We start from the raw sequence: 20,764 nt of genomic DNA, 5'->3' as shown, positions 1-20,764 counted from the left end.
TCCCCGCGGCGCGTGACTCGCTCGTCGGGAGGCATCACCCGGCCGGGTGCGCGACGGTTTGCTCGGTACGTGGGACGGGGTCGTCGTCGACGCGGACGCGGCCGTCGGGCCACCGCGTGACGAGACGCGACGGCGTCGCGTCGCCGAGACCGAAGTGCGCGACGGGTTCCGACTGGCTGTGGCCGCCGCTTCCGGCGTCGACGAGGCGGGACTGGACGCCGTCGGTCGTCTCCAGCGTGACGCTCGCGCCGCGGGCGGGCGCGCCCGCCTCGGTGAGCGGTCGGACTCTGAGCCAGTCGTTGTCGTTCGGCGCGCGGAAAATCGAGAGCGGTTGCGCCCCGGCCTCGCCGTGGACGACGAGCAGTTCGAGCGTCCCGTCGCCGTCGAAGTCTGCGGCGGTCGCGCCCGTCCCCAGTCCCTTCGGTTCGAGCGCTTCGCCGGCGCCGACGCGTCGCCACGTGCCGTCCGACCGCTCGAACAGCCGGTTCGGTGCGCCGAGGGCGTTGACGAACAGTTCGAGCGACCCGTCGTTGTCGAAGTCCGCGGCGACGACCGAACGAGTACGGGTCGGCTGTGCGAGTTCCGGCGGCGCGACGTCGCGGAATCGGTCGTCGGTTCGAGCGAACAGCCGCGTCGGTCCCTCCCAGTTGCCGCAGACGAACTCACCGGTCGGCTCGGCACCCGACCCGACGAAGGAGAGACAGCGAGCGTCGCAGGTGGCGTCGGCGACGCCGCTCTCGGCGGCCACGTCGGTGAACTGACCACCGTCGTTTCGCAGCAGACGGTTCGGGCCGCGTTCGGTCGCCGCGAACACGTCCATCCGCTCGGTGACGAGCGGCCCGCTCGCGAGCGCGCGGACGTTCGCTTCGACGTCCAGGCCGACCGACTCCGCCATGTCGGTCACCTCCCCGTCGTCACCGAGTTCGTAACAGCGCATCGGCGATCCGTCGCTCGCGACGAGCAGCCCGTACCGACCGGTGCCGTGCCGGTCGACGGCGGCGACCGACCAGCCGTCTCGTCGGTTGCTCCGTCCGGCGTTGACTTCCAGCGAGAAGGCGTCGATCCACTCGGTGCCGTCGCAGTCGAAGAGGCGGTCGACCGCGCCGCCCATCCGGCCGTAGCCGCCCGCGTTCTGAACGTACACCTCCTCGCGGCCGTCGCCGTCGACGTCGGCGGCGGCGACGGCGATGCCGCGTCGCTTTCTGTCGGCGATGATGCCGGTGGCGATATCGACGAGCGCGCCGTCGCCTCCCCCGTCCGCGTCCCATCTGAGCAGCCTGTTCGCACCGCTGCTGGAGGTGACGTACGTGAGCGGTCCCTGCGGTCCGACCGTGACCGCAGCGCCGTACCCCTTGAACGACGGATTAGTCGCGAGTAAGTCGGAGCGCTCCTCGAACACATCCGTTTCAGTGGGTCCGGCTATAAGAGTGAACGGTCTGGAGTGTCGTCGTCAGGTTGAAACTCGTCGCCGTCTTCGGGGGGTCGACAGAGGGACGGGCGTCGATTCACCCCCTCTTCAGTCCAGCACGCGGTCGAAGCTCTCTCGCACGCGTGGACTCGGACTCATCGCGTCGAGTTCGCCCTCGACGTCTACGTCGCCGACGACGCCGGCCAGTTCGGGCCGTCGACGCAACGTCGCCACGTGGTACAGATACGAGAGTCGCAGGAGCCACCGCGCGGGTTCGAGGTCAGCGCCGGTCCGAATGCGGAACGTCGTCCACCCGGAGTCGGGGACGACGTGGTGTTCGCCCGTTCGTCCCTCGTCGATGAGGGTGTCGCGGAGCCGTCTTGGGTAGTTGATGTCGAGGATACCGAATCGGTGGACGTGACCGACCTCGCGGGGGCCGAGCGTGAACTCGTTGCCCTCGAAGCGGTGCGGGGCGACTTCGATGCCGGGCCACGTCGCGGCGGTGGCGGTCAGTTCGTCGACGAGTTGCTCGCGAGACGGTGTGGTCGAACTCATAGCGTCGATACGTCGGCGACCGAGATAACGGAAGCGCGGTGGATAGTGCTCAACGGAGAACGCGCGTCGGGTACCGACGCCCGTGCGGAGATATCGAGTCAGCGCCGGAAGACGACGGTCTCGACGACGCCGACGGAAGAGTCGTCGAGTTCTCGCCCGTGAGAACCGCTCCGGGCCTCTATTCACCGATATTGCTCACTATAGAGTGGTCTTAGCAGCGGTTATGTACCCGACTGTGGGAGTTCTTGACACCCGGTAACGGGGAACCTCTCCATGAGCCTACACACGAGCGACGACCTGTCCGACGTTCCCGCTGCGCACGACTACCAACTGGACGGCCGCTCGTTCGACCTCCACAGCGTCACCGTTCGGTACGGAAACGACCCCGACCGGTGTACCATCTACCCCCGCGACACGCCCGTCGAAGAGCGAGTGACCGTCTGGCTCACCGCCGACCGCGACGCGTTCGTCGGCCTCGAAGAGATGCGCTAATCGGTCGTCGCCGCGCCAGCGCGTTTCGAACCGGACGCCGAACCGTCAGGAACCGAGCGTCGTCACCGCCTCGGAGACGACCTCGACGCCGATACTCAAGCTTCGTTCGTCGACGTCGAACCTGCTCGAGTGATGCGGCGCGGGGTGGTCGGTACCGACGATCGCGTACGAGGCCGTCCCGCCCCGTTCCTCGACGGCCTTCATGAGGTAGGTGGCGTCCTCGCTCGCCCCGAACTCGCTCGTCGCCGTGGCGTTCGTGACGGAGTCGTGTTTCCGCGCGACGTCGGCGATACTCCGGCTAAAATCGGGGTCGCTGTCGGCTCGTGGCGCTTCGCCCGTGATCTCGAACTCGCCGACGCAGGAGTGCATCTCGGCGGCCGCGTCGACGATTCGTTCCGTCTCCGCGCGCAGAAATTGGAGGAGTTCGTTCGTCTCTCCGCGGACCTCCCCTTCGATACGCACCTCCTCGGCGATGATGTTCGGCGCGGTTCCGCCGTCGATGCGGCCGACGTTGATTCGAGTCATCCCCTCGGCGTGGCGGGCTATCGAGTACAAGTTCTGGACGGCCGCTGACGCCGCTTGCATGGCGTTTCGCCCCCGATTCGGGTTCTTTCCCGAGTGAGCGGACTCGCCGTGGAATCGGGCCTCGAAGTTCGCGACGGCGAGTGGTTTCACGATTCCACCGACGACGTCCCCCGTCGGGTGACCCAGACCGACGTGGAGCGCGAGGAAGTAATCGACGTCGTCGACGTGTCGAGAGAGCGCCATCGGTTTTCCGCCGCCGGCGCGCTCCTCGGCGGGCTGGAAGATGAGCTTGAACGTCCCGTCGAACTCGTCGCTCCGCTTCACGGCGTCGAGCACGCCGAGTCCCAGCGTGATGTGCGCGTCGTGACCACAGGCGTGCATCACGCCCTCGTTCGTCGACCGGAACCCCTCGACTGCGGGCAGGTGTTCCGAGTCGTCCGCTTCCCGTTGAGGGAGCGCATCGATGTCGACGCGGAGAGCGACCGTCGGGCCGTCGGTGCCCTTCTCGAGGACCGCGATGCATCCCGTGTGTCCGCCCGCCGTCGATTCCAGAACGTCCAGCCGTGCTCCGGCGTCCGCGGCGCGGTCGTACCACTCTCGGAGCGTCGTGTCGTCCGGAACGGCCATCCGGTGTTCGCTCGCGTACGCCTCCGTTCCGACGTGGAGTCGGTCGACGCCGATTCGTTCCACCTCGTCGACGATGCGACTCGTCGTGTAGTACTCACACCACGCGGGCTCCGGGTACCGGTGGAACTGCCGGCGAAGCTCGCGCAGTCGATTCCGAACGGGCACGTCACTCATCGTCGAGTTCCCCGGCATCGGCGTCAGCGTCAGCGTCGGCGTCAGCGTCAGCGTCGGCGTCAGCGTCAGCGTCGGCGTCAGCGTCGAACGCCCACGCTAACTTCTCGTTGGCGATGTTTCGGCCGGACAGTTGGAGGACGACCGTCTTCCCGGCGAGTTCGTCGGCCGACGCCAACGCTCCCGCGACGCTCGCGGCCCCGGCACCTTCGAGGAGGATGTGCTCTCGTTCGACCATGGTCCGGACGGCCCTCCGTATCGCGTCGTCCGAGACGGTCACCATGTCCGTGAGCTTCTCACCGAGAATCTCGGAGGTCAGCGCGAACGGCACGCGCGACTGGAGCCCCTCCGCGAGGGTGTCCGCAGTCGGTTGGGGGTCGAGATGTCCCTCCTTCCACGCTCGGTACATCGCGTCCGCGTTAGACGACTGGACGCCGACGACGTCGGCGTCCGCCACGTCGCCGACGGTCAGGCAGTACCCCGACGCGCTGCTCCCGCCGCCGATGGGACAGAAGACGGCGTCGACGTCCGGGAGGTCGTCGAGAACTTCCAACCCCGCCGTACCGACGCCGGCGACGAGGAGCGGTTCGTTGGCCGAGTGGACGTACCGATAGCCGTGTTCGCTGGCCTGCTGCTCGGCCCACTCCCGGGCGTCGTCGTAGTCGCGGCCCACCCTGTGAACCTCCGCACCGAACCGCTCTATCGCCTCGACTTTGTCCTCGTTCGGCTCACCGGGAACCGCGATGACGACGGGGATATCGAACGTCTGTCCGGCGTACGCGACGGACTGACCGTGGTTCCCCGTACTCGCCGCTATCAGGCCGCGGTCGCGGAACTCGGGGTCGAGTCGGGAGCACAGGTTGAGACCCCCTCGAACTTTGAACGCGCCCGTCGGGAGGGTATCGTCCCGCTTCAGATACACGTCCGCGTCCAGTTCGTCGGAGAGGTACTCGCTTCGGACGAGCGGGGTCTTCGGGAGGTGGCGGTCGGTGACTCGTCGCGCTCTGAAGACGTCCGCGAGCGTCGGAGGTGTGAGGTCGTGGTAGGAGAACACCGTCGTTTCGTCCGGTGATTCAACCGGTTCGTACGCGGTCATGGCCGAGAATGGGCTATCCGGTTCATAGTTGTTTTCCCCGTCTCACGTCCTGTCGCAGTCAGATCACGTTCTGTTCCGGAGCTAGTTCCGCTCCCGCTTTCGGGTCCGTTCGCCTCCGCTTCGGGGTTCGACGCTCACTCCCGCCAGCGCGCGTCCGACAGCGTCTGTTGGACCGCCTCCTCGCCGACGGCCGCCGCGAGCGTCTGAAAGCCCTGTCGCTCGACGTTGTCCTTCGCGTTCGCGACGAGTCGCGAGACGATGAACTCCGGCGTCGATTTCCCGATCGTGCCGAACCGCGGTTGGTAGTCGACGCGGAGCTTCAGGTCGGGCGTCAGTCCCTCCGCGAAGATGCCGTCGATGCGCGCGGCCGCGGGCAGCGGACTCAGGTCCTCAGCGAGGTGGGTGACGTAGACGCCGACGGCGTTTCGGTCGACGGTCAGTCCGACGAGCCCGCCCAGCAGATCCGCCGCCCGACCCGGTTCGGTGATGGCCTCGAACTCGTCGACGAGCATCAGCGTCCGCCCCTCGCCCGACAGCGGCGGGACGATAGATTTGAGCGTCGACTCCAGCACGCCGGCGTTGAAACTCGCGTGACGGCGGTGGAAGACGACGGTGTCGAAGTCGCCGACCTGCGCTCGACTCGCCGGGACGGGCAGGCCCATCGCGGCCAGAAGCGCCACCTGACACAGCGTCTCCAACAGCGTCGTCTTCCCGCCGGAGTTCGCACCCGTCAGGACGGTCACCCGTTCGTCCGCGGGCGGTTGCGGCTCCGCCGAGAGGGTGTGGTGGCCGACGGCGTACGTCACCGGTTGCACGTCGTCGTCCAACAACAGATGCCGCGCGTCGACGGCGGCGACGCCGAAGGGGCCGTCGTCCCCGCCCAGTTCGGGGCGGACGAGGTCGTACGCCTCGGCGAAGCGCGCCAGCGAGACAGCGAACGCGCTGTCCTCGACCGCCTCGACGGCGGCGTCGATGTCGTCGCGGGCGGCCTCGATGGTCTCGCGGAGGTCGGCGGCGACAGTTTCCTCGCGCTCGTCGACCCGCTCGCGGAGGTCCGCCGCGAGCGCGCGAAGGGTGGTGCTGACGAAGTCGGCGGCGTCGACGGGGTCGTCGGCCGCCGCGCCGAGGACGTCCTCGCGAGAGAGCTCCGTCTCGGCGGCGACGTAGTCCGCCACCGCGTGCTCGAAGTCGTCGAGGTTGCGCGCGCCCGCCTCTCTGACCGTCTCCAGGAGGTCGAACGCGCCGGATTCGAGGCGCTCTGCGGCGTCTAACTGGTCGCGGAGGCGGTCGAGCTTCTCGTCGGCACCGTCGAGCACGTCGTCGCCGTCGACGTGACCGAGCGCGCCGACGGCCTCCGAGAGCGCCGCTTCGTCGACGTCGGCGAGCGGCGCGAACGGTCCGGTGTCGAGACCGATGTCGCGCAGGGCGAGCGCGGTTTCGACGGCGGCGCGCTCGGTGCCGCCCGACTCGTCGTAGGCGGCGAAGGCGGCGAGCACCCGGTCGCGGGCGTCGGCGTCCAACTCGGCCCACACCTCCCGCGCGGCCTCGATTTCGTCGAGTCGCGCGTCGCGGGCGGCGCGCTCCGGCAGCGGCGTGAGCACGCGGATTCGGTCACCCGCGTGGCGCGTCACGGCGTGGTCGCCCGCCAGCGAGAGTAACTCGTCGTAGACCGAGCGGGCGTCGCGCGTCCCGAGCGTCGCCATCCCGGCGTCGCCGTTGGCACGCCGGAGGATGCGCGTCGCGCGTCCGGCGGGGATTCCGGCTTCGGTCAACGCTCGCACGTCGGCGGATTCGATGGCCTCGACGGCGGCGGCGACGCCGAGCGTCTCCTGTAGTCGCTCGCTCGTCTTCGGTCCGACTCCCCAGTACTCCTGCAGTCGCATGGTCGTGGCTGACGCGGACGCGCCTTAGTGATACCCGTTCGCCGCCGGGAGACGCGAGTTCAGTCGAAGGCGACGGTCGATTCTCTCGTCGCCTCCGACACCGAGAGCGAAGCGAGGGTGCGAGCCAACGTCATCACCGCCTCCTCGTGGTCGGCACGCGAGGACTGCAGCGACATCGGCGTCACGCCGAGTTTTCGGTACGGTTCGAAGTCCGCTCGCGTGGCGTCGCCGCGGCGGATGTACTCTTGGCCGAGGAGGACGAGCAGGGAGTGGAACTGGACGAGTTCCTGCTTTTTCATTGCGAGTGCTCTTCGGGCCGAAGGCGTGTAAGCACCACGGTGAGGGGAGTGCGTGGGCGATTCACGAGTCGTGGTCCGCTTGGCTATTCAGAAATATTTCTGGATAGCTTTACAGATTTACAGAGATAGATACGTCGGCCGCGGTCGGTCAGTCGGTCGCGCTACCGGTTCCACCCGCCGTCGAACGACTGGAACCGTTCGAGGTCGTGGCCGTAGAGCACGTCCGCGTCGTGGCGGCGCTGGAGTTCCTTGAGGAGTTGGAGGCTGTCGAACCAGTCGCGGTCGCTCCAGAGCAAGCCGGGACCGAGCGGCACCTCGTCGGCGTAGTTGGCGTCGACGTAACACTCGTCGCCGGCGACGAGCACGGTTTCGCCGGGGAGGTCGAGTTTCGCGCCCATCACGCCGGGGGTGTGACCCGGCAGGTGGAGGAGTTCGAAGTCCTCGAAGAGGGTCGTACGGTGGCGGTGGACTATCTCCCAGTTCAGGTCGTAGTCGAAGTCAGAGGCGAGGTAGGCGACAGAGCCCTCTGTCGTCTTCGCGCTGTAGTAGGCGAACTTCAGTTCCTCCTCGTGGACGTAGACGGGAACGTCGGTGTCCGCGAAGTGATAGAGGCCGCCCGCGTGGTCGAGGTGGAGATGGCTCGTCACGACGGCGTCGACGTCCGAGAGCGCGTAGCCCGCGGCGTCGAGGTCGGATTCGAGGTCGTGGTCGGCGGCGTCGTAGTGTTCGAACGCGCCGTACAGCGGCGCGGGCCAGTAGCCGTCGCCCGCCTCCGGATGCGAGCCGGTGTCCCACAGCACCGTCGCCTCGGGGTGGTCGACGACGGCGCTCCAGACGACGAACTCCGTCATCTCGTGTTCGGGGTCGGGGTTGTCGGCGCTTCCCATCGCGTAGCCGTCGACGACGTAGTTCATGTCCGCGCGGACGCGACCCCGGTCGAGCAGGTGGATGCTGGCGTCAACCATACCGTCTGTTGGGTCGGCTCGGCGATAACTGTTCAGCACGCCGGGAGATGTAACGGCCAAGCCCTCGCGCGTCGAATACGGAGGTATGGACGAACCCACCGTCGCGAAGGACTGGCCCGACCGCCCGCTGACCGGCGACGAGACCCGAAATCTGGTAGATGCCGAAGTCACCACCGTACACGTGATGGACCACGAACCCGCGACGCGCGGCGTAGTTCTTCGAGACGACGACCCCGGCCCCGACGAGGCCATCATCGAACTCGTACTCGAAACCGACGACGAGTACCGGATGTACAGCTACACCCGCGACAACGACGGCGCGCGCTGGATGGACTACGGAACCGAGCAGAAAGGGACCGAAGGGGACGAACAGATGCGGACGACGCTGGAGAGCTATCGCGTGTTCGCGTCGGCGAAGTGAGAACTCGCGGAAACGCGGGCCGCCACCGAACCGTTCACGAGGGCCGCCGGAGAATCGGGCGTCGTGCGAACCCCCTCGTTGGACGCCGTGCGCGGCTTTCGTCGCCCCGTCTATCTCGTCGCGCTCGGTCAACTGGTCAACCTGTTCGGCTCCGGCCTCGTCTACCCGTTCGCAACCGTTCACTTCCACCTCGAAGTCGGCATCTCGCTCGGAGTCGTCGGCTTCGGTCTGCTTCTCAACAACGTCGCCACCGCCGTCGGCACCGCAGTCGGCGGGTTCGCCGCCGACCGAGTGGGGAGAAAGCCGGTGATGGTGACGAGCATGGCGCTGTCGACGGTGACGCTCGCCGCCTACGCCGCGGCGACAGATGGCGCCGGATTCGTCGCCGTCGCGACGGCCGCGGGCCTCACTTTGGGTCTGTTCCCCCCGGCGAGTCAGGCGATGATAGCCGACCTGACCGAAGGCAGCGAGCGCGACCGGGCGTTCGCACTCCTCAAAGTCGCCAACAACGCCGGGTTCGGTCTCGGGTTCGTCGTCGGCGGCGTCCTCTACAGCGTCGCGGAGTTGGCCGTCTTCGTCGCCGACGGCCTCACCTGCGGCGTCGTCGCCGTGCTGCTCTGGGCGACGCTTCCGCGCGTTCGACGGGGCGGCGACGCCGGTTCGGAAGCCGGGGCGAACGCCAAATCGTCGCTCGCGTCCGCGCTCGCCGACTGGCGACGCGCCGTCACGCGCCCGCGAATCGTCTTTCTCGCCGTTCTCAACGTCGGCTTCGCGGTGATGTACGCGCAGATGCAGGCGACGGTTCCGGTCGTCGCCACCGAGACGCTCGGTCTCACGTCGGCGGAACTCGGCACGCTCTACGTCCTGAACCCGCTCGTCATCGTCACGCTCCAGCTGCCGCTGGTCGCTGCTATCGGCAACTGGCGGCGCACGCGGGGACTGGTCGCCTCGGCGGGCTTCTGGGCGGCGGCGATGCTCGCCGTCTGGGTCGTCGCGCTCGGACCGCTCGTCGGCGTCTCGATCCCGGTCGTCGTGGGCGTCGCACTCGTCGGCGCGTTTCTCGTCCTCCGGACGCTCGGCGAGATTCTGCACTCGCCGCTGGTCTCCTCGCTCGCCAGCGACATCTCCCCCGAAGCCGAGCGCGGGTCGGGGCTCTCGCTCGTCGAAATCGCCAAGCGGCTCGGCTTCGGTATCGGCGCGGCGCTCGGTGGCGCGTTCTTCGACTTCGGTATCGGACATCTGCTCTGGCCGACGCTCGCGCTCGGCTGCGTAGGTCTCGCCGTCGGCGTGCTGGCGCTGGAGCGTCGGGTGACGCCCGCCGAGAACGGAGCGGCGGGCGCGACGGCGACGGCCGATTGAGGCGTCCGTCGGATTACGGCGCTCGGTTGGCGAACCGGAGTTCGACCGCGGTGTCGAGAAAGCGTCCGATAGCCTCGGCTTCGTCTCGGAGCGGCGCTTCGAGTTCGGGGTCGAACCGCTCGAAGGGGTCGACGACGAGCGCCGTCGTCGCTCGGTCGCGGTCGAGCCGCCACGTTCCCGCGACTTCGCCGTCGACGAGGAGCGTCGGGCGGATGACTCCGGCACCCGGCCAGATCTGCGACTCGTACCCCCGCGGGATGGGCCGGACCTCCTTCTCGTAGCCGAGGAGGTAGGAGTCGTAGCCGGGGAGCAACCGGACGCGGTCGGCGGTCTCGGTGTTGGATTCCGTCGCCGACTCGTACGCTTCGAGGTCTTCGGTGAGCATCGCCGCGTCGCGGTCGTCGACGACGACTTCCGTCGTCTCGTCGGCGACGAGCCCCCACGCGAGTTTCACGTCGCGCACGTACAACCCCGACCACGCCGCGAAGTCGTCTACGGAGGCGGGTTGAAACGCCCGCAGGTAGCGGCGAGCGAGGTCGACGAGCGCGGCCTGTCTGTCCGGCGGCTCGTCGACCGGCACCCACTCGTCGAGCAGGTCGTAAGCCGGCTTTCCCTCCTTCGGCGCGACTTCGCAGAGGATACCCGAGAGCGCCGCCCGGCGAACGAGGAAGTACGGTGCCTGGCTCTCGGAGTCGAGGTCGACGCCGCCCCGTCGAAGCCGCCCCGCTATCTTCCCTCGGGTGAGCGGCCCGTCCTCGCGGAGGGCGTCGCGAATCAGTTCCATCGCCCGGGCGATATCGCTCTCGTCGAGTCCCATCGATTCGAGTCGCTTCGGTTCCGGCCCGCGCGACGCGAACGTCTCGCCGAACAGCGAGAGATAGAGCGGAAGATCCGCAGCGGCGACGAGATGGAACGTCCCGCGCATGCACCACGTCCTGACGACCGACCGGTCCTCGTACAGCGCGCGTTCGAGGTTCGCTTCGGTCAGCGACTCGCTTCGGGCGCGGACGCCGAGCGCGGCCGCGGGTTTCTCCTGAGCTTGGATGCCGCAGACCGACGCGAGCAGTTCTGCAACCGATGTCTCGTCGTCGGTGCGCGGCGCGAGTCGTTGCGAGCGGAGGCGGTAGCGAGCGGCGTCAGCGGCGGTGAGTTCGAGCGGCACTGTCGGATTCCTTCGCCGAAGGTCGGTCGTGAGGGGAGTCACGTCCGTTCGGCGAGGCCGGAGACGACACGGACGCGACTAAGCGTTTTGTCGCGCTCGCTGGAAGGTAGCGAAGAGAGACAGAGAGAAAAAGAGGAACCGAAACGGTCGCTTACTTCGACTGCCGGTAGATGAGGTTGCGCTGAATCTCGTTCGCGCCCTCGTAGATGACCGGGATGCGCACGTCGCGGTAGACGCGGGCGATGCGGCGCTCGGTCAGGATGGAACGGCCGCCGTGGAGCTGCATCCCGCGCTCGGCGCAGAAGTTGGCGACCTCGGTCGACTTCGTCTTCGTCGCCGCCGCCCAGAAGCCGGCGTCCTCGTTGTCGGCGACCTTCTGCGCGGCGCGCCAGTTGAGCGCGCGGGCGGCCTCGAACTCCATGCGCATGTCCGCGAGGATGTGCTGGACGGCCTGGAACTCCGAGACGTTGCGGCCGAACGCTTCCCGGTCGTGGACGAACTCCCACGCCTCTTCGATGGCCGCGGCGGCGAGGCCGAGCCCGTGACCGCCGACGGCAACGCGGCCGTGGTTGAAGAAGTCCGCGAGCATGTAGAAGCCGCCGCCCTCGCTGCCGACGAGGTTCTCCTCCGGGACGACGCAGTCGTCGAAGACGATGTGACCCTGCTTGGAGGCGCGCATCCCCATCTTCTCGGGGATGTGCTCGGCCTCGTAGCCGTCGGTGTCGGTCTCGACGATGAACATCGAGTAGTTCGAGTAGCGGTCCTCGGCGTCGCCGGTCTTCGCGTAGACGGTGAGCCAGTCGCCCTCGACGGCGTTTCCGACCCAGTACTTCTCGCCGTTGAGGACGTAGCCCTCGTCGGTCTTCTCGGCGGTCGTCGTCATGCCGGCCATGTCGGAGCCGGTGTCGGGTTCGGAGACGGCGAGTCCCGAAATCTGCTCGCACTCGGCGACGGGGCGGAGGTACTCCTCCTTCTGCTCCTCGCTGCCGTAGTGCTCGACGATCTCACAGCCGAAACTGGCGAGCATGAGCGTGAGGCCGATACCGGCGTCGGCGCGGTAGAACTCCTCGGCGAGCGCGAGCACCTGGTACATGTCGAAGCCCTTGCCGCCGTACTCCTCGCCGATGTCCTGGGCGATGAGGCCGGCGTCCTGGGCCGCTTCCAGAATCTCCCACGGGTAGTCGCCCGTGCGGAAGTACTCCTCCGCGTTCGGTTCGATGTGTTCCTCGGCGAACTCCCGGGCCGCCCGCTTGACCTCGCGGGCGTGCTCCGGGACGACGCTGTCGTCCAGAAGGTCCATGGAGACACGTCGGTGGCACGTGGTAAAATAGCTCGTGGAACGGTAACTAACGTGCGCGAGGTTTACTCGGGGAACGACGCCGGCGAGGTTTATCCGTCGACGCTCCCGGATTGGACCTGTCTCACGTCGAAACCCGAGCCCCGGAAACGAAGTAAACCCGACTCGGGTGGTTTCTCGATATCCGCGCTGGCGTCACTCGTCGAGGTCCGACTCCCGAGCGTCGTCCGCGTCGTCGTCTACGTCCCAGAACGAGGCTTCGTCGGTGTCGTCGGCGTCGTCACCGACGCTCCCGCTATCAGTTTCGTCGGTGTCGTCGGTGCTGTGACCGTTATCGCTTCCGTCGCCACTGTCGCTCTCGTCACCACTGTCGCTCTCGTCACCACTGTCGCTCTCGTCACCACTGTCGCTCTCGTCGCTTTCGCCGACATTGTTGCTCTCGTCGCTACTGTCGCTCTCGCTGCTCTCGTCGCTACTGTCGCCATCGTCGCCGGGAGTGACGTCCACCGATTCGGCTTCTTCGACGACCGAATCGTCACCCTCGTGCGTCACCGTCCCGTCGACTTCCGTCGCGTCGGTTTCACCTTCCGCATCGGTCGCGTCGTCGAGTTTCCGCGTCGGTTCCGCCGACTCGGCGTCCTCGATGCGAATACCGTCGTCCAACCTGTCACGGAGCGCCCCTCGGTCGACGGTGCCCGAGACCGTTCGCGGGAGTTCGTGGTCGAACTCGATGGTTCGCGGGAGCTTGAACCCCGCGAGTCGCTCCCGACAGAACGCGTCGACGTCCTCGACGGAGAGGTCGGGGTTCTTCGGCACCAGAAGCGCCGCGACTCGTTCGCCCCACTCGTCGTCGGGAACGCCGACGACGGCGGCGTCGGCGACATCGGGGTGCGAGCGGAGCGTCTCGACTATCTCGCCGGGGTCGACGTTCTCGCCGCCGGTGATGATCCGGTCGTCGAGGCGGTTGAGCACGTAGACGCGACCCTCTTCGTCGCGGTAACCGACGTCGCCGGTGTGGAGGCCGTTCGGCCCGAACGCCTCATTCGTCGCCGTCTCGTCGCCGTAGTAGCCCGGCGAGACGGTCGGCCCGTCGACGACCAGTTCGCCGACCTCGTTCGGCGGAAGCTCGGTACCGTCCTCGTCGACGACGGTCAGCCGCGTCCAGTAGAGCGGGCGGCCGACGGTTCCGGGGTGGTCGAACGCTTCCTGCGGGCGAGCGGTCGCTATCTGCGAGGCCGTCTCGGTCATCCCGTACGTCGGGTGTACCGGGACCGAGTAGTCGCGGCAGCGTTCGACGAGCGACCGCGGGGCCGGCGCACCGCCGAGGAGGACGACTCGTAGCGAGTCGGCGAGCGTCCCGCGCGTGTCGAGCATCTGTGTGAGCATCGTCGGGACGAGCGAGACGCAGGTGATGTCGAACTGGCCGATGTCGTCGGCGGTCGACCCCGGGTCGTACTCCTCGCGGAGGACGACGGTGATGCCGTACAGTGGGCCGCGGAGAATCGGGCCGATACCGCCCATGTGGTACAGCGACAGCGGAACCAGCCAGCGGTCGTCCGGCGAGATGCCGAGGTGGAACGCCGAGGCGACGGCGCTCGACAGCACGTTTCCCATCCGGAGAATCACCGCCTTCGGGTCGCCGGTGGTCCCGGAGGTGAAGAGGAGCACGAGCGGGTCCGAGCGCTCCCACTCGGCCGGGACGAACCCCCTGGCGGTCACGTCCTTGAACGACGTGACGGCGTCGTGCTGCGGTTCGTCGACGGAGACCAGCGGAGTCGAGGCCGTCGAGTCGGCCCGCTCGACCGCGTCGACGGCCGTCTCCTCCGTCGTCTCGCCGCAGACGAGCGTCGTCAGGTCGGCGCGCGCTATCTGCGGTCCGAGTTCGGCGGCGGTGAGGCGGTCGTTCAGCGGCACGAGCGTCGCGCCGAGTCGCATCGAGGCGTGGACGAACAGCACGTACGCCACCCGACTGTCCATGAGGACGCCGAGGTGGTCGTCGGCTTCGACGCCGAGTGCCGCGAGACGGCCCGCCGTCTCCTCGACGGCGGCGTCGAGTTCGGCGACGGTCCACTCGGCCTCCGAGTCGGCGACGACGAGCGCCGTCGCCGTCGGAGACGTCCGTGCCCGGTGCGAGAGCCAATCGCGCATACCTCGGGATGGCGGGCGGGGCACAACTGTCTTTGCATCGGCCGCTCCCGGTATCGTCGGTCGCACCGCTCGGTTCGGCCGCGTAGCCGGAACCCGGCGAGACGGAACCGAATCGGACGAAACGAAGCGAGCGGTTCGTCAGTGCTCGACGAACTCGACGAGGACGCCGCCGGTCGATTTCGGGTGCAAGAAGGCGACCTGATGGCCCCACGCACCCGGTCTCGGTTCCTCGTCGATGAGTTCGACGCCCGCCGCTCTCGCGGTGTCGAGTGCCGATTCGATATCCTCCGTCGCGAGCGCGAAGTGGTGGAGTCCGGGTCCGGTGCTGTCGAGGTAGCGCGCGATAGCGCCGTCGGCGTGCGGTTCGAGCAACTCGAAGTAGCCGCCGTCGAGTTCGAGGAAGACGACGGTCATCCCGTCGAACTCCTCGCGGTGGACTTCCGGGGCGTCGAACAACTGACCGAACAACTCCGCGAGCGCGTCTGCGTCGCGGGTGGCGACGCCTGCGTGGTCGAACTGCATACCCGCGCTTCGTCGGACGAAGAGATAAATCCCCGAACGATAGTTCGACGGTGGAAGACTCTCCGGGAGTCGCGAACTCACCTCCCGAACACGCGCGATACGTTGCGAGCGACGCGCCACCCGGCGTCGCGCACCCACGCCGGGAGGTGTCCGCCGAGGACGAGCGCGCGGCCCTGCGTCCCCACGGGGTACCGCTCGCGCGGTTTCGGCGCACTCGCCGCGCGGACGATGGTGTTCGCCGTCTCGTCGGCGTCGCCGCCGAGGTCTTCGAGGTCCGGTAGCCAGTAGTCGAGCATCCGGTAGAGGTCGGCGTAGCGGCCGCCCTCGGCGGCTCGGTTCTCCACGTCCGAGAAGAGGTCGTCGACGAATCCGGTGCCGACGACGCCGGGTTCGACGAGTATCGCGTCGACGCCGAACGGTTCGAGCTCGGCGCGGAGCGCCTCCGTCCACCCTTCGACGGCGAACTTCGAGGCGGTGTAGGCGGCCATCCCCGGCAGCGGGTAGCGGCCGACGACGCTCGAGAGGTTCACGACGCGGCCGATTTCGGAGTCGCGGAGGTGCGGGAGCGCTGCCCTCGTGACGCGGTGCATCCCGACGACGTTCACCTCCAGGAGAGCGGCCACGTCCTCGGCCTCGGTCTCCTCGACGGCTCCGACGTGGCCGACGCCGGCGTTGTTGACGAGGCAGTCGAGTCGGCCCGCCTCCTCGACGACGTCGTCGACGACCGACTCCGCACCCTCGTCGGTCACGTCGAGCACTGCCGTCTCGCAGCCGTTGTCTTCGAGCGGTTCGAGCGCCTCCTCGTCGAGGCCCGTCGCGTAGACGGTCCAGTCGGCGGCGGCGAACGTCCGCGCCGCCCGTCGTCCGATACCCTCGTCGCAACCGGTGATGAGTACGACCCGTGTCACGTCTCCCGATACTCCCGTGCGGCACATAAAACGCGACGGGCGGTGGCACGGCGTGCAACTCGCGCCTTCTCCGTGCAGTCGATTCTCGTCGACGACGAGATTCGTCCACTGCTCGCCGGCGAATCGCCGAGACGTCGCCGCCGACGAACCGCTTTGTCGGTGGAGGCGCTACCGAACGTATGGCTCACGTCGAACGCGTCTTCGTCGCCCCCGAGGACAGCGCACCGATGGAGGAACTCGACAGCGTCGACGCCGTCGAGGGTGGTCTCAGCGGCGACCGCTACCAGACCGGCCGCGGCTACTACTCGCCGTACGACGTCTGCGAGGTGACCCTCATCGAAGCCGAGGCCGTCGACGAGATACGCGACGAGTTCGGCATCGACCTCACCGACGGCCGCCACCGCCGAAACGTCGTCACCCGCGGCGTGGAGGTCCACGACCTGCTACACACCACGTTCCGCGTCGGCGACGCGCTCCTCCGCGGGACGCGCCCGCGACCACCGTGTGCGCACGTCGAGCAGGTCGCCGGCGAGGAGGGCGTCGCGCGGGCGCTGAAGAACAAGCGCGGGGGAATCTGCGCCGACGTCGTCCAGCCGGGAACGATTCGCGCCGGCGACGACCTCGAAATCGTCGAAGCGGACCCCCGGACGATGGGGCGGAAGATAGCCGAACGGTTGGGTCTGTAGCCGGAGAACCGCTCTACTGCGGGAAGATGCTCTCGGGCAGGTACGCCGTCACCGTCCAGTTCGGCGCGTCGACGACTTCGCTTATCTTCAGGTCCACCGCGGCCGAGCAGAGGATGTACGCCTCGCCGCGCGTCAGGTCGCGTTCGGTGTGGAGATGCTCTATCATGTGTCGAATCGCCTTCTTCGTCGCCTCCATCAGGTCGCTGTCGATGCCCGTCGTCCCGTACATCCGTTCGTCCTGTCCCGTCGGCGTGAACGGGCCGTCGGTCTCGAACTGCGGTTGCTCGATGTCCATGTCTTTACGCACGTCGAAGCGGGCGGTGACGAACATCGGCGCTTCGATGCCGGTCACGCACACTTCGCCGTCACCCTGTGCCGCGTGGCAGTCGGCCGTCGAGAACAGCGCGCCCTCGGTTTCCACGGGGAGGTACACCGTAGACCCGGCGGTCATGTGCTTGACGTCCATGTTGCCGCCGGTGGCACTCGGCGGAAGCGTATCGTGCTCACCCGCCTCGCCCGGCGCGACGCCGATGATACCGGGAAACATGTCGAGCGGTACCTCGATGCCGTCGACGAACTCGGCGGTCTCCTCGCCGAGGTCCCAGATGTGCAACCCCGCCTCCTCGAACTCCTCGGGGAGGAGGCCGAGACCCATCTCGCCGGGCATGTAGCCGGTGAACCCCCAGCCCTTGTGCTCGAAGTCGAGCAGTTCGACGACGAGCACGTCGCCGGGTTCCGCGCCCTCGACGGCCACGGGACCGGTGAGCGGATGCACCGGGTCGAAACTCGCGTTGGCGAGGTCTTCGGCCGTCGAGTCCTGCGTCACCTGTCCGTCGAGGGCGTCGCGGCACTCGAATCGAACGACCTCTCCGGGTTCGACTCTCAACACCGGGTCGAGGCTGTTGTCCCAGACGTTGTGGATGTTCTCGTCGTCGTCGCTCAGTTCGTAGTCGACGGTGTAGTCGTGCTGCGCCATACAGTGACAGTAGCGTCGGACAGCTAAATAATACACTCCGGGAATCGGGACAGTGTCCGCGAAGGGACGGCCGGATTCGTTCAGACCACCTGTCCGTTCTGCGACGCCGCCGACGGATGTGCACTATAGCGACGAGCGGGGCCCCGAATCGAGCGTTTCATAGGTTTCTTCGACGCCGTATCGGGATTTGAGCCGGCTATAGCACGGTGAACGCGCGAAATCGGACGGTTCGAACGTGATTGAAGCGTATTTGTCGTCGCGACAGCGTCTTGCAGACCGCAAATCGGAGATTCGCTGGCTCGACGATGCTATGCTTCGTCGAACGTCGTGACGCAGGGCGTCACGTGCTCGACTTCGCTTCGCTCAGTCGAACAGAGCAAATCAGAGATTCGCTGGCTCGACGAAGCTATGCTTCGTCGAACAGCTCTTCGCCGTCGACCATGCGCTCTTCGACGACGTCCATGTCGAGCGTCAGGCCGAGGCCGGGCTTCTCCGGAATCTCGATGTATCCGTCCTCGATGACGTCCTCCTCGACCAGGTCCTCCCACCAGCCGAGCTCGTAGGAGTGGTACTCGACGGCCAGCGAGTTCGGGATGGACGCGCCGACGTGCGCGGAGGCCATCGTCGCCACGGGCGAGGAGACGTTGTGCATCGCCACCGGGACGTAGTAAGTGTCGGCCATGTCGGCGATCTTCCGCGTCTCGCGCATGCCGCCCACCTTCGGCATGTCGGGGGCGATGATGTCGACGGCCTGCTCTTCGAGGAGTCGGCGGTGGCCGTGCTTGCGGTAGACGTTCTCGCCGGCGGTGATCGGCGTCGAGGTGTACTGCGTCACCTCGCGCTGGACGTCGTGGTTCTCCGGCGGAACGGGGTCTTCGAGCCACCAGACGTCGTAGTCCTCGATTGCCCGCGCGAGGCGCTTTGCGCTACCCGCCGAGAACGTCCAGTGGCAGTCGAAGGCGACGTCGGCGCGGTCCTTCACGCGCTCGGTCACCTTCTCGACGATTTCGGCTTTGTGGCGTATCTCGCCCGGGCGGAGGTGGCGGTTCGCGCGGTCCTTCTCCAGCCCCGACGGAACGTCGAGGTCGAATTTCAGCGCGTCGTAACCGAGGTCCTCGACGACTCGCTCGGCCTCGTCGGCGCAGGCGTCGGGGTCGGCCTCCTCTTCGGTGTGGCAGTCGCAGTAGACGCGGACCTCGTCGCGGTACTTTCCGCCGAGCAGCTGGTAGGCGGGAACGTCGAGAATCTTACCCGCGAGGTCGTGCAGCGCGATCTCGATGCCGGAGATGGCGGTGACGGTGACACCGCCGATGGAGCCCTCGCCGGACATCTTCTGGACGAGGTGTTCGGTGATTCGGTCGATGTCGAGCGGGTTCTCTCCGATGACGAACGGCGTCATCCGCTGGACGAGTTCGGGGACGCCGGCGCCCCAGTAGGCTTCGCCGGTGCCGACGACGCCCGCGTCGGTGTAGACGCGGACGAGCGTCCACGGGAAGTTGCCGTCGATCATCGTCGTCTGAACGTCCGTGATCTCGACGTCGCGAGTCCCGCCCCGCTCGCCGGTGACGCCCATCGTCTCGGCGGAGAGGTCCCGCATCGTGTACTCCGCGTTCGGGTCGTGGAGCTCTGCGTAGTTTCGTGTCATGGTCTGGTATTTACTCGGTGTGAAGTAAAGGTTTTGAGACCCTCTCGAAGCGTACGGCTGTCGAGAGGGGCATCGTGACCAGATTCCGGCCCCGGAAGTATGAGCGTTCTGCCCGTTCATTCCGTTGTCGCCTCTCCGCACGGCGTCGTCTCGCTGACGACGGCCGCTTCGACCGACTGTCCTTCGACCGAGACGCGGACCTCGTCGTTCTCGCTATCGACTCGCCACACCGTGCCACATGCCATCTATCGAAAGCCGACGAACGCCACATCTGTAAGCGTCTGAGCTTCGGAACACGGTAGTGGCAATCCCCCGTCCGGCGGTCCTAAACGTGACGGTAGGGGTCAATTACTGGACTTCTGACACCGGTTGAACGGTATTCTGACAACCAGTGAGACATATCTCCTGGCTAATGAGTAAGTGGGTACCACCCCGAGTGGAAAGCAAGCCGGCAGGGACCGGCAAGACGCGAACCATGTCCAAGCAGAACAAGTTCAGTCGGCGGAAAGTCGTATCGGCACTCGGAGCAATCGGCGCGGTCGGAGTCGGCGCGGGATTCGCGAGCACTGCGGCCGCGGAGAACGTTGACGCAGCGTTCACGGTGAACGACCCGGACCCGGTCGTCAACGACGAGGGCGCCGTGACGCGCTACGTCGTCGCTGTGGAGGGGACCGTCACCTGGGACGGGTTCGACTCGCCCGCAGACTACGCGACGGTCACTCTCAGCGGCGAGGTCGAGGGCGATGATGAATCCAAAGAGATCGATTCGGTCAAACTCGAAGGGCTCACTAACACGCACGGTAGCGCCCCGTTCTCGCTGGAGGAGGACGTGACCGACGTGTTCGGCGACGAGGCGTTTTCGGTTTCGGACGACGGGGAGACGGTCACTTCCAATCTGAAACTCAGTCTGGGAATCGAAGTGACTCCCCGCAACGGCTCGGCAGTCTCGGCCAGCGAAGACGGAACGATGGCTCTCGAAGTGACGAACGAGAAGGAGACGGTCGCTTCCGAGAGTGAGGCTACTGGTTCGGCCGGTGGCTACGACTCTCACTACATCTCGCGGGCGAATCAGGACCTGAAGAACCCCGACAAGTTCGACCCCGAGTACACCGAGGGAGCGATGGAGCTGTTCATCTCCTACGTCTACGACGGCAACGACCTCTCGAAGGTCCTGTTCGACGTGGAACTGGAGGAACCGTGGTCCGACGAGGACGAACCGTCTGCGAACATGGCCCTCGGAATCAAGACGGACAGCCACCCGGCGTTCCAGATCGGATGGCACGCCTCCAACGGGACGTTCGCAAAAGCGGTCACGGACGGATCGTGGAACGACATTTCCATCCCCGAGATGGTCTCTATCGACAAGGACGGAGAGTCCTTCCACATCGAATTCGACGCCAGCGGTCTCGGCTTCGGCGAGGGAGACGCCTACCAGTTCGTCTGCAACAGCAGCTACGGCGGCGAGGGCGAACACGTCACCATCTCGAACGACCCGGACGGCAAGGCGGCGTGGGACGGGACGGACACGACGTACTTCCTCACCGAGGAAATCGTCCAGTCGTAGACGCCGACGCGAACGGGCGTTTCGGCGCGACACTCGTCGCACCGAAACCGCCTCG

At 67.1% G+C, this 20,764-nt stretch carries 20 protein-coding genes; 5 read left to right on the top strand and 15 right to left on the bottom strand.

Translation table 11 applies throughout. The features are described 5' to 3' along the window. Positions 1-34 precede the first annotated feature (34 nt). Together DV709_RS01370 and DV709_RS01365 are read right to left on the bottom strand one after the other, a co-directional pair. Complete coding sequence (locus DV709_RS01370) at positions 35-1,399, bottom strand: CRTAC1 family protein (RefSeq protein WP_117591192.1); 1,365 nt, start codon at positions 1,397-1,399, stop codon at positions 35-37. Between the two features lie 117 nt (positions 1,400-1,516). Next, positions 1,517-1,963: a luciferase domain-containing protein gene (locus DV709_RS01365; RefSeq protein ID WP_117591191.1), complete on the bottom strand. Its 447-nt coding sequence runs from the start codon at positions 1,961-1,963 to the stop codon at positions 1,517-1,519. A gap of 273 nt (positions 1,964-2,236) precedes the next feature. On the opposite strand from DV709_RS01365, the gene DV709_RS01360 reads away from it, so the two are divergent. After that, on the top strand, positions 2,237-2,455 hold the full coding sequence (locus DV709_RS01360; RefSeq protein WP_117591190.1) for a DUF7511 domain-containing protein: 219 nt from the start codon (positions 2,237-2,239) through the stop codon (positions 2,453-2,455). 45 nt (positions 2,456-2,500) lie between these two features. Here the strand turns inward: DV709_RS01360 and DV709_RS01355 are convergent, their stop codons facing one another. From DV709_RS01355 to DV709_RS01335, 5 genes are all read right to left on the bottom strand, one after another. Continuing rightward, positions 2,501-3,781, bottom strand: coding sequence for an amidohydrolase (locus DV709_RS01355; protein WP_117594018.1), 1,281 nt, complete (start codon positions 3,779-3,781; stop codon positions 2,501-2,503). Continuing rightward, a complete protein-coding gene (locus DV709_RS01350; RefSeq protein WP_117591189.1) occupies positions 3,774-4,874 on the bottom strand; it encodes a threonine ammonia-lyase in 1,101 nt (366 codons plus the stop codon). Before DV709_RS01350 ends, DV709_RS01355 begins: the two co-directional genes overlap by 8 nt. A 134-nt stretch (positions 4,875-5,008) precedes the next feature. After that, positions 5,009-6,757, bottom strand: a complete 1,749-nt coding sequence (locus DV709_RS01345) for a DNA mismatch repair protein (protein WP_117591188.1) — start codon at positions 6,755-6,757, stop codon at positions 5,009-5,011. Positions 6,758-6,816: 59 nt separating this feature from the next. Continuing rightward, positions 6,817-7,056, bottom strand: a complete 240-nt coding sequence (locus tag DV709_RS01340) for a UPF0058 family protein (protein WP_117591187.1) — start codon at positions 7,054-7,056, stop codon at positions 6,817-6,819. Positions 7,057-7,217: 161 nt separating this feature from the next. Continuing rightward, positions 7,218-8,021, bottom strand: a complete 804-nt coding sequence (locus DV709_RS01335; RefSeq protein WP_117591186.1) for an N-acyl homoserine lactonase family protein — start codon at positions 8,019-8,021, stop codon at positions 7,218-7,220. An 85-nt stretch (positions 8,022-8,106) separates the two neighbouring features. On the opposite strand from DV709_RS01335, the gene DV709_RS01330 reads away from it, so the two are divergent. Together DV709_RS01330 and DV709_RS01325 are read left to right on the top strand one after the other, a co-directional pair. After that, positions 8,107-8,442 carry a hypothetical protein gene (locus DV709_RS01330; protein WP_117591185.1) on the top strand — a complete coding sequence of 112 codons (336 nt, stop codon included), beginning with the start codon at positions 8,107-8,109 and terminating at the stop codon, positions 8,440-8,442. Positions 8,443-8,505: 63 nt separating this feature from the next. Further along, the gene (locus tag DV709_RS01325) at positions 8,506-9,801 is read left to right on the top strand and encodes an MFS transporter (protein ID WP_117591184.1); all 1,296 of its coding nucleotides are present in this window, start codon (positions 8,506-8,508) and stop codon (positions 9,799-9,801) included. A gap of 13 nt (positions 9,802-9,814) precedes the next feature. Here the strand turns inward: DV709_RS01325 and DV709_RS01320 are convergent, their stop codons facing one another. From DV709_RS01320 to DV709_RS01300, 5 genes are all read right to left on the bottom strand, one after another. Further along, the gene (locus DV709_RS01320) at positions 9,815-11,005 is read right to left on the bottom strand and encodes a winged helix DNA-binding domain-containing protein (RefSeq protein WP_198665623.1); all 1,191 of its coding nucleotides are present in this window, start codon (positions 11,003-11,005) and stop codon (positions 9,815-9,817) included. Positions 11,006-11,114: 109 nt separating this feature from the next. Next, entirely contained in the window at positions 11,115-12,263 is a 1,149-nt protein-coding gene (locus tag DV709_RS01315) for an acyl-CoA dehydrogenase family protein (protein WP_117591182.1), read from the bottom strand. Positions 12,264-12,455: 192 nt separating this feature from the next. Continuing rightward, a complete protein-coding gene (gene menE / locus DV709_RS01310) occupies positions 12,456-14,408 on the bottom strand; it encodes an o-succinylbenzoate--CoA ligase (protein ID WP_117591181.1) in 1,953 nt (650 codons plus the stop codon). Positions 14,409-14,546: 138 nt separating this feature from the next. Continuing rightward, entirely contained in the window at positions 14,547-14,930 is a 384-nt protein-coding gene (gene mce / locus DV709_RS01305) for a methylmalonyl-CoA epimerase (RefSeq protein ID WP_117591180.1), read from the bottom strand. A 77-nt stretch (positions 14,931-15,007) separates the two neighbouring features. Further along, complete coding sequence (locus tag DV709_RS01300) at positions 15,008-15,838, bottom strand: SDR family oxidoreductase (RefSeq protein ID WP_157972617.1); 831 nt, start codon at positions 15,836-15,838, stop codon at positions 15,008-15,010. A 179-nt stretch (positions 15,839-16,017) separates the two neighbouring features. Between DV709_RS01300 and DV709_RS01295 the strand changes: the two genes are divergently transcribed. Further along, the gene (locus DV709_RS01295) at positions 16,018-16,524 is read left to right on the top strand and encodes an MOSC domain-containing protein (protein WP_117591178.1); all 507 of its coding nucleotides are present in this window, start codon (positions 16,018-16,020) and stop codon (positions 16,522-16,524) included. A gap of 13 nt (positions 16,525-16,537) precedes the next feature. Here the strand turns inward: DV709_RS01295 and DV709_RS01290 are convergent, their stop codons facing one another. From DV709_RS01290 to DV709_RS18285, 3 genes are all read right to left on the bottom strand, one after another. Next, a complete protein-coding gene (locus tag DV709_RS01290; RefSeq protein WP_117591177.1) occupies positions 16,538-17,500 on the bottom strand; it encodes an acetamidase/formamidase family protein in 963 nt (320 codons plus the stop codon). Between the two features lie 406 nt (positions 17,501-17,906). Further along, positions 17,907-19,145: a mandelate racemase/muconate lactonizing enzyme family protein gene (locus tag DV709_RS01285; RefSeq protein WP_117591176.1), complete on the bottom strand. Its 1,239-nt coding sequence runs from the start codon at positions 19,143-19,145 to the stop codon at positions 17,907-17,909. Positions 19,146-19,261: 116 nt separating this feature from the next. Then, the gene (locus DV709_RS18285) at positions 19,262-19,390 is read right to left on the bottom strand and encodes a hypothetical protein (protein WP_269801684.1); all 129 of its coding nucleotides are present in this window, start codon (positions 19,388-19,390) and stop codon (positions 19,262-19,264) included. Positions 19,391-19,620: 230 nt separating this feature from the next. Here DV709_RS18285 and DV709_RS01280 point away from each other — a divergent pair, with 230 nt between their 5' ends. Then, positions 19,621-20,709 (top strand): hypothetical protein, encoded by a 1,089-nt coding sequence (locus DV709_RS01280; RefSeq protein WP_117591175.1) that lies wholly within the window; start codon positions 19,621-19,623, stop codon positions 20,707-20,709. Positions 20,710-20,764 lie beyond the last annotated feature (55 nt).

The organism is Haloprofundus halophilus (assembly GCF_003439925.1).
GTDB lineage: Archaea > Halobacteriota > Halobacteria > Halobacteriales > Haloferacaceae > Haloprofundus > Haloprofundus halophilus.
This window is presented reverse-complemented; position numbering and strand designations above follow the sequence as displayed.

Excerpts from the sequence above, each read along its gene's own strand:
- DV709_RS01365 (WP_117591191.1), bottom strand. The coding sequence starts at position 1,963 with ATGAGTTCGACCACACCGTCTCGCGAGCAACTCGTCGACGAACTGACC.
- DV709_RS01360 (WP_117591190.1), top strand. The coding sequence starts at position 2,237 with ATGAGCCTACACACGAGCGACGACCTGTCCGACGTTCCCGCTGCGCAC.
- DV709_RS01355 (WP_117594018.1), bottom strand. The coding sequence starts at position 3,781 with ATGAGTGACGTGCCCGTTCGGAATCGACTGCGCGAGCTTCGCCGGCAG.
- DV709_RS01350 (WP_117591189.1), bottom strand. The coding sequence starts at position 4,874 with ATGACCGCGTACGAACCGGTTGAATCACCGGACGAAACGACGGTGTTC.
- DV709_RS01345 (WP_117591188.1), bottom strand. The coding sequence starts at position 6,757 with ATGCGACTGCAGGAGTACTGGGGAGTCGGACCGAAGACGAGCGAGCGA.
- DV709_RS01340 (WP_117591187.1), bottom strand. The coding sequence starts at position 7,056 with ATGAAAAAGCAGGAACTCGTCCAGTTCCACTCCCTGCTCGTCCTCCTC.
- DV709_RS01335 (WP_117591186.1), bottom strand. The coding sequence starts at position 8,021 with ATGGTTGACGCCAGCATCCACCTGCTCGACCGGGGTCGCGTCCGCGCG.
- DV709_RS01330 (WP_117591185.1), top strand. The coding sequence starts at position 8,107 with ATGGACGAACCCACCGTCGCGAAGGACTGGCCCGACCGCCCGCTGACC.
- DV709_RS01315 (WP_117591182.1), bottom strand. The coding sequence starts at position 12,263 with ATGGACCTTCTGGACGACAGCGTCGTCCCGGAGCACGCCCGCGAGGTC.
- menE (WP_117591181.1), bottom strand. The coding sequence starts at position 14,408 with ATGCGCGATTGGCTCTCGCACCGGGCACGGACGTCTCCGACGGCGACG.
- mce (WP_117591180.1), bottom strand. The coding sequence starts at position 14,930 with ATGCAGTTCGACCACGCAGGCGTCGCCACCCGCGACGCAGACGCGCTC.
- DV709_RS01295 (WP_117591178.1), top strand. The coding sequence starts at position 16,018 with ATGGCTCACGTCGAACGCGTCTTCGTCGCCCCCGAGGACAGCGCACCG.
- DV709_RS01290 (WP_117591177.1), bottom strand. The coding sequence starts at position 17,500 with ATGGCGCAGCACGACTACACCGTCGACTACGAACTGAGCGACGACGAC.
- DV709_RS01285 (WP_117591176.1), bottom strand. The coding sequence starts at position 19,145 with ATGACACGAAACTACGCAGAGCTCCACGACCCGAACGCGGAGTACACG.
- DV709_RS18285 (WP_269801684.1), bottom strand. The coding sequence starts at position 19,390 with ATGGCATGTGGCACGGTGTGGCGAGTCGATAGCGAGAACGACGAGGTC.
- DV709_RS01280 (WP_117591175.1), top strand. The coding sequence starts at position 19,621 with ATGTCCAAGCAGAACAAGTTCAGTCGGCGGAAAGTCGTATCGGCACTC.